The following is a 15464-nucleotide window of genomic DNA, read 5'->3' as shown; positions in this document are numbered from 1 at the left end:
TCAGTTACCTTAGGTTTAAGCATGATACGACAGAATATTACCAGCGTATCCATATCCGCTGAGTGGGTATGCCCGGAAGCCGGAATAGTGTAGAATTTAACCCTGTTTTATCGTTTTTTCCCTTTCCCATAAAAGGAATTCGCCATGAAAATTACACTGACCAAACGCCTGTGCCTGACGGCTATGCTGACGCTGGCTGCGGCTGTGTACACCTCTTCCGCATTCGCTGAAACCAGTAAACTGATCATTGAATCCGGAGACAGTGCGCAAAGTCGTCAACAGGCAGCAATGGAAAAGGAACAATGGAACGATACGCGTCAGCTACGCCAGAAAGTTAATAAACGTGTAGAGAAAGAGTGGGACAAAACCGACGCGGCGTTCGATAGCCGTGATAAGTGCGAACAGAGCGCTAATATTAATGCGTACTGGGAACCCAACACCCTGCGCTGCCTTGACCGCCGTACTGGCCGCACCGTTGCCCCATAATCATTGCACTTTGAAGGATATTGAAAGGATACGATATGACTAGCGCCCTCAGTGTTAAGTTGCGCCCGCTGGAGCGTGAAGATTTACGATTCGTCCATCAGCTTGATAATAACGCCAGCGTAATGCGTTACTGGTTTGAAGAACCTTACGAAGCGTTTGTTGAGCTGTCAGACCTGTACGACAAGCATATTCACGACCAAAGCGAACGTCGCTTCGTGGTGGAGTGTGACGGTGAAAAAGCCGGTCTGGTGGAGCTGGTTGAAATTAACCATGTGCACCGCCGGGCCGAATTCCAGATCATTATTTCGCCTGACTATCAGGGCAAAGGTCTGGCAACGCGCGCGGCAAAGCTGGCAATGGATTACGGCTTTACCGTACTCAACTTATATAAGCTGTATCTGATCGTTGATAAAGAGAACGAAAAAGCCATCCATATCTATCGTAAACTCGGCTTTATGGTCGAAGGTGAGCTGATTCATGAATTCTTTATCAACGGCCAATACCGCAACACTATCCGCATGTGCATCTTCCAGCAGCAGTATCTGGCAGAACATAAAACGTCAGGTCCTAACCTGTTGCAACCTACCGCTCAGTAAAGGTGATTAGTAGTAATCGATAGTGTTTTCAATTGAGTAATGATGTTCAACTGCCGGCTTAACGCTCTCGTCAACGATAACGAGCCGGCAGTTGACCGGATTAGCATAGTCATCGTACTTGCACGTTTGTTTGACATTACCTAACGGAAGATTGTTGAGCAGGCTCACTGCGGTGTAATCCAGTTTCTTCAACGGGTCGACCGACGGTTTGGCATCTACCTGCAAGGTATTGTCCTTATTGACGGTTGTTTTGCCCAACGGGTAGCCTTCCGCATCATAGCGATATTTCACTTTCATCTCTTTTCCCGTGGCAGAAACAACGAAACCGTTATCGTCGGTATCCCACACCACACCCGCCGCAGGCAGCTCTGCTAACTGGCATTTACCCTGTAAGCGGATCCGTTTTTCCAGCGTTTCGGCATCCCGATAATAGTTAGCATCCAGGACCAGCGCCATACCGGTATTGTTTTCGATATCATGCAACTCAAGCGTATCGAAGCACCCTTCCTGTGAGAGCGTACCGACAACGCGTTTGGTGACTTCACCTTTGTCATTAAGCAGCGTCTGGCTGAAATCTTTTACCGGCCCGCGCAGAGGATCGAAATCAAATTCATTGGAAAAACTGGCCATTTCCGGCGTAAAGGAATCCAGGCCTTTGGCGTTATCACACCCGACCAGCACGACACACAGGAATCCTAACAGGGTCTGTTTCTTCACATTTTTCACCGGGATAAGAAGATAATTCTCAATCATATTAGCAAATACAGTTATTTACACCAGAAATGCTAATCTTAGTCTATGTCGATAATAAAGGAGCTGATGATGAAATACATAACAGGAATTGCCGCGCTCTTACTGGTAGTCGCGTCCCCGCAGGTTCTGGCGGCACCGGCGTCATGTGAACGCGTGAAAAGCGATATCGAACAGCGCATCATTAATAACGGCGTGGCAGAATCCAGCTTTACGCTGAACATTGTCCCCAACGATCAGGCCGATCAGCCTGATTCACTGGTCGTGGGCCATTGTGCAAACGACACGCACAAAATTCTCTATACCCGTACCAACAGTGGCAACGCCCCTGCCAATAGCACCCCAGCACAGGATGGACACGTCGCCGAACCGCAATAAATTACACCCTCCGTGCGCGGAGGGTCACTCCAGTTTGATATGCATTAATATGACATACTCATAACCAGGTAAACTCAAACCATTATTAGCATGCTATTAATTTCGTTATAGAAATTAATATATAGCGATAACTATAATGGAGTGAGTTATGTCTGAAACTGAGCAATATGGAGGCATCAGCCGCAGGACGTTAGTGAAATCCTCGGCAATCGGTTCGCTGGCGCTTGCTGCAGGTGGGCTGTCGTTACCTTTCGGAATGCGCACTGCAGCCGCTGCGCTACAACAGGCGCTACAACCTGCGGAAGAAAAAGTGGTTTGGGGTGCTTGTTCGGTGAACTGCGGCAGCCGTTGTGCCCTTCAACTCCACGTCAAAGATGACGAAGTCGTATGGGTGGAGTCCGATACGACCGGAGACGACATTTACGGTCAACACCAGGTTCGCGCCTGTTTGCGTGGGCGCTCAATTCGTCGACGGATCAATCATCCGGATCGCCTGAATTACCCAATGAAGCGCGTGGGCAAACGCGGTGAAGGGAAATTCGAGCGCATAACCTGGCAGGAAGCGCTGGATACCATCAGTGCCAGTTTGAAAAATACCGTGCACAAATACGGTAACGAGGCCGTGTATATCAACTACACCTCTGGCATTGTAGGTGGCAACATTACTCGCTCCTCACCTTATGCCTCGCTGGTGGCTCGCCTGATGAACTGCTATGGCGGTTTCCTGAGCCATTACGGCACCTACAGTACCGCGCAAATCGCGGCGGCAATGCCTTACACCTACGGTTCTAACGAAGGCAACAGCACCTCCGATATCGAAAACACGAAGCTGGTGGTGATGTTCGGCAATAACCCTGCCGAAACGCGTATGAGCGGCGGCGGAATAACTTATTTCCTTGAACAGGCCCGGGAGCGCTCTAATGCCCGGATGATCGTCATTGACCCGCGATATACTGATACCGCTGCGGGTCGTGAAGATGAGTGGATCCCTATTCGTCCGGGAACCGATGCCGCGTTAGTGGCGGGAATCGCCTGGGTCCTGATTAACGAAGATCTCGTCGACCAGGCATTCCTTGACACGTACTGCGTTGGTTATGACGAAAAAACCCTGCCCGCCGACGCGCCGGCTAACGGGCACTACAAAGCCTATATTCTGGGCAACGGTGATGACGGTATTGCCAAAACTCCGCAATGGGCTTCACATGTCACCGGGATCCCAGCCGAACGCATTATTAAACTGGCACGGGAAATCGGCAGTACAAAACCGGCATATATTTGTCAGGGTTGGGGGCCGCAACGTCAGGCTAACGGTGAACTGACCTCACGCGCAATCGCCATGTTGCCAATCCTCACCGGCAACGTCGGCATCAACGGCGGCAATAGTGGTGCACGAGAATCAACCTACACCATCACGATTGAACGTATGCCGCTACCAGAGAACCCCATCAAAACCCAGATATCCTGTTTTAGCTGGACGGACGCAATCGCCCGGGGTCAGGAAATGACCGCTACCCGCGATGGCGTACGCGGAAAAGATAAGCTCGACGTGCCGATTAAATTTATCTGGAACTACGCGGGCAATACCATCACCAATCAGCACTCAGATATCAATAAAACGCATGAGATCCTTCAGGACGACACGAAATGCGAAATGATAGTTGTCATTGAAAACTTCATGACCTCTTCAGCCAAATATGCCGATATTCTACTGCCTGATTTAATGACCGTTGAACAGGAAGATATCATTCCAAACGACTACGCGGGCAACATGGGGTATCTCATTTTTATTCAACCTGCGACGTCGCCTAAGTTCGAGCGCAAACCGATTTACTGGATAATGAGTGAAGTTGCAAAGCGTCTTGGCAATGATGTGTATCAACGGTTTACGGAAGGTCGTACCCAGGAGCAATGGCTTCAGTATCTGTACGCGAAAATGCTGGCTAAGGACCCCGCTCTCCCTTCTTATGACGAGCTGAAAAAAATGGGGATCTATAAACGCAAAGATCCAAACGGGCACTTTGTCGCCTATAAAAAATTCCGCGACGATCCGCAGGCCAATCCGCTTAAAACACCGTCGGGTAAGATTGAAATTTACTCCAGCCGACTGGCGAAGATTGCCAACACCTGGGAGTTGCAAAAAGATGAAGTGATTAGCCCGCTTCCCGTTTACGCCTCAACGTTTGAAGGATGGGATGACCCAAAACGCAGTTCTTTCCCACTGCAAATGTTTGGCTTCCACTACAAATCCCGTACGCACTCCAGCTACGGCAATATTGATGTTCTCCAGGCGTCCTGCCGTCAGGAAGTGTGGATAAACCCGGTCGATGCCCAAAAACGGGGGATTGCAAATGGCGATATGGTGCGGGTCTTTAACGATCGCGGTGAACTGCGCATCCCTGCGAAAGTGACCCCGCGGATCCTGCCCGGCGTAAGCGCAATGGGCCAGGGCGCATGGCACGATGCCAATATGGCCGGCGATAAGATTGACCATGGCGCCTGCGTCAACACCTTGACCACTCAGCGCCCGTCTCCTCTGGCAAAAGGCAATCCACAGCATACCAATCTGGTCGAGATCGAGAAGGTTTAAGGACTACCCTATGACAACTCAGCATGGATTTTTTATTGATTCCAGCCGTTGCAAAGAGGACGAAACGTTCTCGATGAGGAAGTTTTCAGGGCTGGCGCTGGGCTTAGTATTGCCAGTAGTTGAAAGTCCATTTCGAGACACATTAATAAGATCGCCCCACACTTTGATACGCATTAATAAAACATACCTATAAATGGGTAAACTCGTCCTACAATTAGCATGCTATTTATTCATTATGTAATTAGATATATAGCGATGATTTCAATGGAGTGAGTTATGTCTGAAACCGAACAATCCGGAGGCATCAGCCGTAGGACGTTAGTGAAGTCCTCAGCTATCGGTTCACTGGCGCTTGCCGCGGGTAGCCTGTCCTTACCCTTTGGTATGAGATCCGCTGCCGCGGCAGTACAACAAGCGATGCAACCGGTTGAAGAGAAGGCTGTCTGGAGTTCCTGTACCGTTAACTGCGGCAGCCGTTGCCTTTTACGTCTGCACGTTAAAGATGATGCCGTTTACTGGGTAGAGTCTGACACAACGGGCGATGATACCTATGGTAATCACCAGGTACGCGCCTGCTTGCGCGGCCGATCGATCCGTCGCCGGATGAATCACCCTGACCGCCTGAAATATCCAATGAAACGCGTGGGCAAGCGTGGAGAAGGAAAATTTGAGCGGATCACCTGGGATGAAGCGCTGGACACTATTAGCGGTAATCTGCAGCGGATCCTGAAGGATTACGGCAACGAAGCGGTCCATGTGCTGTACGGTACAGGTGTAGATGGTGGGAATATTACAAACTCCAACGTCCCCTATCGCTTGATGAATTCATGCGGCGGCTATTTGAGTCGCTATGGTAGCTATAGTACCGCGCAAATCAGCGCCGCCATGAGTTATATGTTTGGTGCTAACGACGGCAACAGCCCGGACGACATCGCCAATACAAAACTGGTTGTCATGTTTGGCAACAACCCTGCCGAAACCCGTATGAGCGGCGGTGGTGTAACCTGGTATGTTGAGCAAGCCCGCGAACGTTCTAACGCACGAATGATCGTTATCGATCCTCGTTATAACGATACTGCCGCTGGTCGTGAAGATGAATGGCTTCCTATTCGACCAGGAACTGACGCTGCACTGGCTGCGGCAATTGCCTGGGTGTTGATCACCGAAGATCTCATCGATAAACCTTTTCTTGATAAATACTGCGTCGGCTACGATGAAACCACTCTTCCCGCCAGTGCACCGCGTAATGCGCACTATAAGGCATACATTCTGGGGGATGGGCCAGACGGAGTTGCCAAAACGCCAGAATGGGCTTCTCACATTACCAGCATTCCGTCTGAGAAAATTATCCACTTAGCGCGTGAAATCGGCGCAGCGAAACCCGCTTATATCTGCCAGGGCTGGGGACCGCAGCGTCACTCCAATGGTGAACAAACCGCTCGCGCGATTACGATGCTCTCCGTTTTAACCGGCAATGTGGGGATAAACGGTGGTAACTCAGGGATGCGTGAAGGGACGTGGGATCTGGGCGTGGAATGGTTCTCCATGTTAGAAAATCCGGTTAAAACGCAGATATCTGTCTTTACCTGGACGGATGCTATCGATCATGGCGCAGAGATGACCGCGACCAGAGATGGTGTTCGCGGCAAAGATAAGCTGGACGTGCCTATCAAATTTATCTGGTGTTATGCCAGTAATACGCTCGTCAACCAGCATGGCAATATCGCGCATACCCATGAAGTCTTACAGGATGACAGCAAGTGCGAGATGATCGTCGGTATTGAGCATTTTATGACTGCCTCCGCAAAATACTGCGACATCCTGCTGCCTGACCTGATGCCAACCGAACAGGAAGATCTCATCTCCCACGAGTCTGCCGGGAACATGGGGTATGTCATCCTTGGTCAACCTGCGACTTCGCCAAAATTTGAACGTAAACCCATTTACTGGATGCTCAGTGAAGTCGCCAAACGTTTGGGCCCGGATGTGTACCAAAAATTCACCGAGGGTCGTACACAACATGAATGGGTGAAATACCTTCATGCCAAAACCAAAGAGCGTAACCCGGAAATGCCGGATTACGAGGAAATGAAAACGACAGGCATATTCAAGAAAAAATGTCCCGAAGAACACTATGTTGCCTTTCGTTCTTTCCGGGAAGATCCCGCCGCTAACCCATTGAAAACGCCATCAGGGAAAATTGAGATTTACTCTGAACGGCTTGCCGTCATCGCAGAAACATGGGAACTCAAAGACGACGAGATTGTTCATCCTCTTCCTGCTTATGCCCCAGGCTTTGACGGTTGGGACGATCCTAAGCGCCAAACGTATCCACTGCAGCTCACGGGGTTCCACTATAAGGCGAGAACCCACTCCAGCTACGGCAATATCGATGTTTTACAGCAGGCTTGCCCGCAGGAGGTCTGGATAAACCCCATTGATGCCAATGCACGTGGTATTCGTAACGGCGACACGGTAAGGGTGTTTAACAATAATGGCCAGATGTTGATCAGCGCGAAAGTTACACCGCGCATTTTGCCCGGCGTCACAGCTATCGGACAAGGTGCCTGGCTCAATGCCGATATGTTCGGCGATCGGATCGATCATGGTGGTTCCATTAACATTCTCACGTCGCATCGACCTTCTCCATTAGCGAAGGGGAATCCATCCCACAGTAATCTCGTTCAGGTTGAAAAGGTATAAGGACTAACCCATGACAACTCAGTATGGATTTTTTATTGATTCCAGCCGTTGCACCGGGTGTAAAACCTGCGAGCTGGCCTGCAAAGACTACAAAGACCTCACCCCCGACGTCAGTTTCCGGCGGATTTACGAGTACGCAGGTGGTGACTGGCAGGAAGATAACGGCGTCTGGCACCAGAATGTTTTCGCCTATTACCTCTCCATTGCCTGTAACCACTGCGAAGATCCAGCCTGCACCAAGGTTTGCCCCAGCGGAGCCATGCATAAACGTGAAGATGGTTTTGTGGTGGTTGATGAAGACGTTTGCATCGGCTGTCGCTACTGCCACATGGCCTGCCCGTATGGTGCGCCGCAATACAATGCCGCCAAAGGACATATGACCAAGTGTGATGGTTGTCATGACCGCGTCGCCGACGGCAAAAAGCCCATCTGCGTCGAGTCCTGTCCGCTGCGCGCGCTGGACTTTGGTCCCATTGATGCGCTGCGCAAAAAACACGGTGAACTGGCGGCAGTCGCTCCGCTGCCGGGCGCGCATTTCACCAAACCGAGCATTGTGATCAAACCCAACGCCAATAGCCGCCCGACCGGGGATACCACGGGTTATCTGGCAAATCCGAAGGAGGTGTAACATGGGCAATGGATGGCATGAATGGCCGCTGGTCCTGTTTACGGTGCTCGGCCAGTGCGTGGCTGGCGCGCTGATAGTGAGTGGCTATGGCTGGCTGACCGCTAAAGACGGAATGGCAAAACAACGTATCGTGCGCAGCATGTTTTTTCTGTGGCTGGTGATGGGCATCGCCTTTCTCGCCTCGGTAATGCATTTAGGTTCACCGCTGCGCGCCTTTAACTCGCTGAACAGGGTCGGCGCATCTGCGCTGAGTAATGAAATCGCCAGCGGTTCTCTGTTTTTCGCCGTCGGCGGTCTGTGGTGGCTGGTGGCGTTTCTCGGTAAAATGCCTGCAGCGTTAGGTAAAATCTGGCTGCTGGCAGGCATGCTGCTGGGCCTGGTTTTTGTGCTGGCGATGACCAGCGTCTACCAGATAGATACCGTTCCGACCTGGTATAATGGCTACACCACGCTGGCATTTTTTATGACACTGTTGCTAAGCGGACCACTGTTTGCCGCCCTGCTGCTGCGCGCCGCGGGTGTTTCTTTTAACGCCGCCAGATTCGCCAGTATCAGCGTTGTGGCCCTGCTGGTGGCGGTGGCCGTTATTGTCCTGCAGGGTGTATCGCTCAGTGATATTCACAGCTCGGTACAAAACGCCAGCGCGTTGGTTCCCGACTATGGCAGTTTACAGGTCTGGCGTGTCCTGTTGCTGGCTGCGGGTCTGGGTTGCTGGATATGTCCGTTAATCCGTCGCAAAGAGCCGTCAGTCGGCGGACTGGCGCTGGGCCTGGTTTTAGTACTTGGCGGTGAAATCATCGGCCGCGGTTTGTTTTACGGTTTACATATGACAGTCGGCATGGCTGTTGCAGGTTAACTTTTGGGTGCGGGGTAACCCGCACTGTTCAGGATGTTTTGCATGACCCATTTTTCGCAAGGTGACAACTTTTCTACCGCAGCGCGCGTGCTTGGCGCGCTGTTTTACTATGCGCCAGACAGCGTGGAAGCCTCTGCAGTAGTCAGTGCGTTAAGGGCCGATGGCTGGCAGGCGCAATGGCCGCTTGATCAAGCAACACTCTCCCCGCTGGCAGTACAACTGCAAGCCGAGACCGATGAGCCTCTGCCGCAGGCCTGGCAACGCTTGTTTGTCGGTCCGTATGCGCTACCTTCTCCGCCCTGGGGATCCGTCTGGCTGGATCGTGAAAATGTGTTGTTTGGCGACTCCACGCTGGCTCTGCGTCAGTGGATGCGGGACAACGACATCCAGTTTGCCATGCAGCAAAATGAGCCAGAAGATCACTTTGGTTCGCTGCTATTGCTGACAGCCTGGCTTGCTGAGAACGAACGCCACACCGAGTGCGAACAGCTGCTGGCCTGGCATCTTTTCCCGTGGTCATCTCGCTTCCTTGAGGTGTTTATCGAAAAAGCTGACCACCCGTTTTACCAGGCGCTGGGTGAGCTGGCGCGCCTGACGCTGGCCCAGTGGCAGTCGCAGTTACTGATCCCGATAGCTGATAAGCCCCTGTTTCGTTAATTTCACGACAGGCAGGAAGCATCCTGCCTGTCGTGCATCCTGTTGCGCACGCTGAGCTTTTGCTTCTGTTGTCAAATAGCCGCAAAATACAGCGTCTGAAACTTCCTCTCTGGCCACACATGCATCATTTACATGCTTATCCTGACCTGCGCGCCATGTTTCGCCGCCTGCTGATTGCCGCGCTGATTGGTATCCTTGCTGCGTTGGCCGTCGCAGGATTTCGTCATGCTATGTTTCTTCTCGAATGGTTGTTCCTGAGCAACGACACCGGGAGTCTGGTCAATGCAGCGACAAACCTTTCCCCTTTAAGACGTATGCTGACGCCTGCATTAGGGGGGCTGGCGGCAGGATTGCTGCTTTGGGGATGGCAAAAGTTCAACCGTTTACGCCCGCAGGCTCCCACTGATTATATGGAGGCCCTGCAAACCGACGGACAATTTGACGTCAGTGCAAGCCTGGTGAAATCGCTGGCCTCGTTACTGGTCGTTGCCAGCGGGAGCGCCATCGGGCGTGAAGGCGCCATGATTTTACTGGCGGCGCTTGCGGCCTCCTGCTTTGCTCAACGTTTTACCCCGCGTACAGAATGGAAGTTATGGATTGCCTGCGGCGCCGCTGCGGGTATGGCCGGAGCGTACCATGCTCCGCTGGCAGGCAGTTTATTTATTGCCGAAGTGTTGTTCGGCACGTTGATCCTGGCGTCATTGGGACCGGTGGTGGTCTCCGCCGTCGTCGCTCTGCTCACCACCAATGTGCTGAGCGACAGCAATGCGCTGCTGTATGCCGTGCACTTCACACGGGAACTGCATGTGCTGGAATACGTCATGATCGTCAGTACGGGTCTGGCTGCCGGCGTTTGCGGACCGCTTTTTATGTGGTTAATGACCGCCAGTCATAATGTTTTTTTACACTTTAAACTCTCGCCCCCGTGGCAACTGGCGCTTGGCGGGCTGATCGTTGGCCTGCTGTCATTACTCACACCAGCAGTCTGGGGTAATGGCTACAGCGTGGTGCAATCATATTTACTTTCCCCACCATTGCTGGCCGTGGTGAGCGGGATCTTCATCTGCAAATTACTGGCTGTGCTTGCCAGCAGTGGATCCGGCGCGCCAGGCGGCGTGTTCACGCCAACGCTGTTTGTCGGTCTGTCGGTGGGCATGCTGCTGGGACGGGTATGGGGGTTGTGGCTTCCGGGTCCGGATGAGATTGCCATTTTGCTGGGATTAACGGGGATGGCCACGCTGCTGGCAGCAACTACGCATGCGCCAATAATGTCGACGCTGATGGTTTGTGAAATGACCGGGGAGTATCGTCTACTCCCCGGATTGCTGATTGCCTGCGTGTTGGCGTCAGTGCTGTCGCGAACGTTACGCCAGGACTCTATCTACCGACAGCACGCTGCCGAGCATTGACAGACGGATGTACTGAGACAGCTCGCGCTGCTCTGCCCGAGGCAGATAAGGTAGTTCGCCGATTAACGGAGCGGGTAATTTTTTACTTAGCACATCAATGATTTCCGCATAATGCGCCAGCCCCGGGTTGATTCGGTTCGCGACCCAGCCAATCAGCGGCAGTCCGTCGCTGGCAATTGCCTGTGCGGTGAGGATGGCATGATTAATACAGCCTTCCTGGATACCCACCACCATCAGCACCGGCAGTTGTTCCTGCACCACCCACTCCGATAACGGACGCAGATCGTTCATCAGACTGCGCCAGCCTCCGGTACCTTCCACGACAACATGATCGACTTTTTCGCTGAGGCTTGCGAGACCGTTGGATAACAGAGTGTAATTGACCGGACCACTATGCGCTACGCTACTTTCGTCTTCGCTGAGCGCAATCGGGTTGACCGCTTCGTAAGGCAGTTCGATAGTGGACACGCTTTGCAGCACCAGCGCATCTTTGTTGCGCAGGCCTTCAGGTGTCTCTTTGCTTCCTTTGGCTACGGGTTTGTAACCCGCAACGCTTTTACCCCCTGACGCTAACGCTTGTAGTAATGCGCGGGAAACCACGGTCTTCCCAACAGAAGTGTCTGTACCTGTAATAAAGAAACGCTTCAGCATCACTAACTCCACCGTTATGCTTTGAAAATATAAATCAGGAAAATAAAACAGTGGAGAAAGTCTAAGGTATGATGACGAGAATCAGCTTGAGATAGCGCAATTTTTCGTACAACAGTTAAAAAATGTTAACCCTGTAATAGACGAATCAACAAAGAACCGTTATACATCGCGTCCTTAACGAGCGCGGCCCCCGCCATCGTCCCTTGATTGGTGAATTGCGTACTTTCAACGACTATATGCTGACTGTAGGCCGGGAGCGCCTGCTGACGAATGCTGTCAGCAATAGTGGGGAACAGAATATCCGACGCTTTACTGAGCGGAGAACCAATCAATATCTTTTGCGGGTTGAACAAATTCACCATGATGGCCAGAATGCGTCCGACGTGGGTCCCTACGCCGCTAATGATATCTTTCGCCAATAAATCACCCTGCATTGCCGCCAGACACAGTGCGTCTACCGTCAGCGGTTGTCCGTGTAAAGAAGAACTCATTGACTGCTTCAAGCGCACCTGCGCCAGTTCGAGCACGCTGTCGACGCTGGCGATCGTTTCCAGACACCCATGGTTACCGCAGTAGCAGCGTTTACCGTACGGATCCACCTGCGTATGGCCAATTTCCACCAGGCTACTGCTACCGGCATGCAGTAAATGACCGTCAGTGATCACCCCGGCACCCACGTTATGATCGATCACCACCTGAATGACATCGCGCGCGCCGCGCGATGCGCCGAAAAGCGCCTCAGCCATGGTCCAGGCGCTAATATCATGCTGAATATAGACCGGTACGCCAGTATGGTTCTCAAGCGCCTGGCCCAGCGGCATCTCTTTGACATCTTCGTAAAATGGCATGCGATGCACGATACCGTTTTCAGTATCAATAATGCCGGGTAAGGTGATGGCGATGGAGGTTAAGCGTTCCAGCTTTTGTTGGTGGCGGATGAAAAACTGGTCGACCTGAGTAATAACACGTTCCAGCAGCGGTGTTTCACTGACCAGCGCCATTTCGAGACAATCTTCTACCACCAGTTTGCTGCTCAGATCGCGCAGTGCCAGAAAGATCTCGCCGCGACTGATACGAATGGATAAATAGTGCCAGGCTTCCGTTTCAACAACCAGCCCAACAGCCGGACGCCCACGGCTGCCCGCTTCCTTGATTTCCAGCTCTTGCACCAGGTGCGCTTCGAGCATTTCGCGGACAATTTTAGTAATACTGGCTGGCGCCAGTTGCGCCAGGCGAGAGAGATCAATACGCGATACCGGACCCAGCTGATCAATCAGGCGGTAAACTGCGCCAGCATTGGTCTGCTTAATTTGATCGATATGCCCAGGCTGACTATCAGCAACCACCACTTACTCCCTTTATTTTCGCGCTCCGAAATAATCTGCGGGCTATGGTGAAGCACTTCAATGGCTTCCGTCAACTTTTTACTTAGCCTTGTGATTTACTGCACATTTTCGCTCATTTTTAAACTAAATTAATCGCCTTAACGACCGCCAGAAGCTGTTCCCGAAAGCGTTGCGCGGCGTGACTTTGCTCATGATGCTTTGGCCACACTAACCACATTTCTGAAACGGCATCTTCCTCCGCTATCGGGATCCAACACATTTCATACAATTGCACCCGTTTAAAGGAAGCGGGAAGAATGGAGACACCTAATCCTGCGGCCACCAGCCCGATGATAGTCATCGCCTCACCAACCTCCTGAGCGATAGTCGGCTTCAGTCCATAGCGACGCATCAGGCCAAGAATATCGTCATACAATCCCGTCCCTACATGGGGGTCAAAAAAGACAAATGGCTCATTGGCAAGTTCCGCCAATGTGACCACGGGCTTTTGCGCCAGCGGATGCGTACGCGGGATCATCGCCATCAGCGGCTCATGCAGAATGGTTTCATGCTCCAGTGTTTCAGGAAGCTGTGTGTTGCGCAGAAGTCCCAAATCCAGCGTTCCTTCATTAAGCGGAGCAATTTGCTCGCGCGTATTCATTTCGCGGGTTTGCATATGCACTGCAGGGTAGCTTTGGCGAAACACGGATAAGGTATCTGAAACCGCTTTGATAAACGGTGCCGAAGACGTAAAACCGATACGCAATTCCCCCGCTTCTCCCAGATGAAGCCGCTCAGCCCTGGCAGCGGCTTCATTAACCAAACCGAGGATTTGCCGACTGTCCGCCAGGAACTGCTTTCCGGCAGAGGTCAGCGCCACGCTGCGATTAGTCCGCGCCAGAAGCCGGGCGCCGACCTGCTGCTCCAGGATTTGGATCTGCTGGCTAAGCGGCGGTTGCGATATATTCAGCCGCGCCGCCGCCCGACCAAAATGCAGCTCTTCAGCAACCGCTACAAAGTAACGTAAATGACGCAGTTCGATATTCATATTTTTAAGATATCATTTGAGATTATTAATATATTAGACAGAATATTGTGATTTTCATACTCTTAAGGCTAGTCCTGTAGAAGTTTTGATTGAGCAAGGATTTCAAGTGAGCCGTACAACAACTGTCGATACCGCGCCAACCAGCGATGTTGATGAACAGATAGTTACCCCGCCGGATGGTTTTATCAAACGCGGAACATCCCCATTTATGCGCGTCACTCTGGCGCTGTTTTCCGCCGGGTTGGCGACTTTTGCTCTCCTCTATTGTGTGCAACCCATACTACCAGTGCTCTCAAACGAGTTTGGAGTCTCTCCTGCCAGCAGCAGTATTTCGCTTTCCATCTCAACGGCGATGCTGGCGATCGGTTTACTGTTTACCGGTCCACTTTCCGATGCGATAGGCCGCAAGCCGGTAATGGTTACGGCGCTATTGCTCGCGTCCTGCTGTACGTTGCTTTCGACGATGATGACCAGTTGGCACGGTATTTTAATCATGCGCGCGCTGATAGGGCTTTCGCTCAGCGGCGTGGCGGCAGTGGGAATGACCTATCTGAGCGAGGAAATTCACCCCAGCTTCGTCGCCTTTTCAATGGGCTTATATATCAGCGGTAACTCAATTGGTGGTATGAGTGGTCGTTTGATCAGCGGCGTTTTTACCGACTTTTTTAACTGGCGTATCGCGCTGGCGGCGATTGGGTGTTTTGCCCTCGCCTCCGCGCTGATGTTCTGGAAAATCTTACCGGAATCACGTCATTTCAGACCAACGTCGCTACGCCCGAAAACGTTGTTTATCAACTTTCGTTTGCACTGGCGCGACAGAGGGTTGCCGCTGCTGTTTGCGGAAGGCTTTTTACTGATGGGGTCGTTTGTCACGCTGTTTAATTACATCGGCTACCGTCTGATGCTCTCTCCGTGGGAACTCAGCCAGGCGGTGGTCGGCCTGCTTTCCGTAGCGTATCTGACCGGGACCTGGAGTTCGCCGAAAGCGGGTTCTATGACTACCCGCTATGGACGTGGCCCGGTAATGCTCTTTTCAACCGGCGTAATGTTGGCTGGACTGTTGATGACTCTGTTCACTTCGCTGTGGTTGATCTTTGCCGGGATGCTGCTCTTTTCAGCCGGGTTCTTTGCCGCGCACTCTGTGGCAAGCAGTTGGATTGGACCGCGGGCAAAACGCGCTAAAGGCCAGGCGTCTTCCCTGTATCTGTTCAGCTATTATCTGGGTTCAAGCATTGCCGGTACGCTGGGCGGCGTATTCTGGCACAGCTACGGCTGGAACGGCGTGGGTGGATTTATCGCCCTGATGCTGGTGCTGGCATTGCTGGTCGGCACACGTCTGCACCATCGTCTGCACGTTTAATCTACGATGCCCGGGTTCCGGGCATCACCT

Annotated in this window: 14 protein-coding genes; 10 read left to right on the top strand and 4 right to left on the bottom strand. The window is 52.2% G+C overall.

The window, feature by feature from the left end:
- Positions 1–144 precede the first annotated feature (144 nt).
- Together WHR59_RS11815 and speG are read left to right on the top strand one after the other, a co-directional pair.
- A complete protein-coding gene (locus WHR59_RS11815; RefSeq protein WP_043016369.1) occupies positions 145–486 on the top strand; it encodes a DUF1283 family protein in 342 nt (113 codons plus the stop codon).
- Between the two features lie 35 nt (positions 487–521).
- The gene (speG, locus tag WHR59_RS11810; protein ID WP_043016370.1) at positions 522–1082 is read left to right on the top strand and encodes a spermidine N1-acetyltransferase; all 561 of its coding nucleotides are present in this window, start codon (positions 522–524) and stop codon (positions 1080–1082) included.
- A 6-nt stretch (positions 1083–1088) separates the two neighbouring features.
- Here the strand turns inward: speG and WHR59_RS11805 are convergent, their stop codons facing one another.
- Positions 1089–1799 carry a YnfC family lipoprotein gene (locus tag WHR59_RS11805; protein ID WP_043017906.1) on the bottom strand — a complete coding sequence of 237 codons (711 nt, stop codon included), beginning with the start codon at positions 1797–1799 and terminating at the stop codon, positions 1089–1091.
- Between the two features lie 102 nt (positions 1800–1901).
- Between WHR59_RS11805 and WHR59_RS11800 the strand changes: the two genes are divergently transcribed.
- The 7 genes from WHR59_RS11800 (at position 1902) to clcB (ending at position 11050) form a co-directional block, all read left to right on the top strand.
- Positions 1902–2210: a DUF1161 domain-containing protein gene (locus WHR59_RS11800; RefSeq protein ID WP_087050570.1), complete on the top strand. Its 309-nt coding sequence runs from the start codon at positions 1902–1904 to the stop codon at positions 2208–2210.
- A gap of 148 nt (positions 2211–2358) precedes the next feature.
- Positions 2359–4797, top strand: coding sequence for a selenate/tellurate reductase subunit YnfE (gene ynfE, locus WHR59_RS11795; RefSeq protein WP_080625167.1), 2439 nt, complete (start codon positions 2359–2361; stop codon positions 4795–4797).
- Positions 4798–5073: 276 nt separating this feature from the next.
- Entirely contained in the window at positions 5074–7500 is a 2427-nt protein-coding gene (gene ynfF / locus WHR59_RS11790) for a selenate/tellurate reductase subunit YnfF (RefSeq protein ID WP_080625166.1), read from the top strand.
- 10 nt (positions 7501–7510) lie between these two features.
- Positions 7511–8128 carry a dimethylsulfoxide reductase iron-sulfur subunit DmsB gene (gene dmsB, locus WHR59_RS11785; RefSeq protein ID WP_043016374.1) on the top strand — a complete coding sequence of 206 codons (618 nt, stop codon included), beginning with the start codon at positions 7511–7513 and terminating at the stop codon, positions 8126–8128.
- Position 8129: 1 nt separating this feature from the next.
- Positions 8130–8984, top strand: coding sequence for a dimethyl sulfoxide reductase anchor subunit family protein (locus WHR59_RS11780; protein ID WP_075146145.1), 855 nt, complete (start codon positions 8130–8132; stop codon positions 8982–8984).
- Between the two features lie 42 nt (positions 8985–9026).
- A complete protein-coding gene (gene dmsD, locus WHR59_RS11775) occupies positions 9027–9641 on the top strand; it encodes a Tat proofreading chaperone DmsD (protein ID WP_080625165.1) in 615 nt (204 codons plus the stop codon).
- 119 nt (positions 9642–9760) lie between these two features.
- Positions 9761–11050, top strand: coding sequence for a voltage-gated ClC-type chloride channel ClcB (gene clcB / locus WHR59_RS11770; protein WP_080625164.1), 1290 nt, complete (start codon positions 9761–9763; stop codon positions 11048–11050).
- Here the strand turns inward: clcB and bioD are convergent.
- From bioD to WHR59_RS11755, 3 genes are all read right to left on the bottom strand, one after another.
- Positions 11006–11701 carry a dethiobiotin synthase gene (bioD, locus tag WHR59_RS11765; RefSeq protein ID WP_043016378.1) on the bottom strand — a complete coding sequence of 232 codons (696 nt, stop codon included), beginning with the start codon at positions 11699–11701 and terminating at the stop codon, positions 11006–11008. The genes clcB and bioD overlap by 45 nt on opposite strands.
- 125 nt (positions 11702–11826) lie before the next feature.
- A complete protein-coding gene (mlc, locus tag WHR59_RS11760) occupies positions 11827–13047 on the bottom strand; it encodes a sugar metabolism global transcriptional regulator Mlc (RefSeq protein ID WP_047413493.1) in 1221 nt (406 codons plus the stop codon).
- A gap of 118 nt (positions 13048–13165) precedes the next feature.
- Positions 13166–14074 (bottom strand): LysR family transcriptional regulator, encoded by a 909-nt coding sequence (locus WHR59_RS11755; protein ID WP_043016380.1) that lies wholly within the window; start codon positions 14072–14074, stop codon positions 13166–13168.
- A 106-nt stretch (positions 14075–14180) separates the two neighbouring features.
- On the opposite strand from WHR59_RS11755, the gene WHR59_RS11750 reads away from it, so the two are divergent.
- Positions 14181–15434 carry an MFS transporter gene (locus tag WHR59_RS11750; RefSeq protein WP_043016381.1) on the top strand — a complete coding sequence of 418 codons (1254 nt, stop codon included), beginning with the start codon at positions 14181–14183 and terminating at the stop codon, positions 15432–15434.
- Positions 15435–15464 lie beyond the last annotated feature (30 nt).

This window comes from Citrobacter europaeus (genome assembly GCF_037482245.1).
Taxonomy (GTDB): Bacteria; Pseudomonadota; Gammaproteobacteria; order Enterobacterales; family Enterobacteriaceae; genus Citrobacter; species Citrobacter europaeus.
Note: the sequence above shows the minus strand (reverse complement) of the source record. Positions and strands in the feature narration are given on the sequence as shown.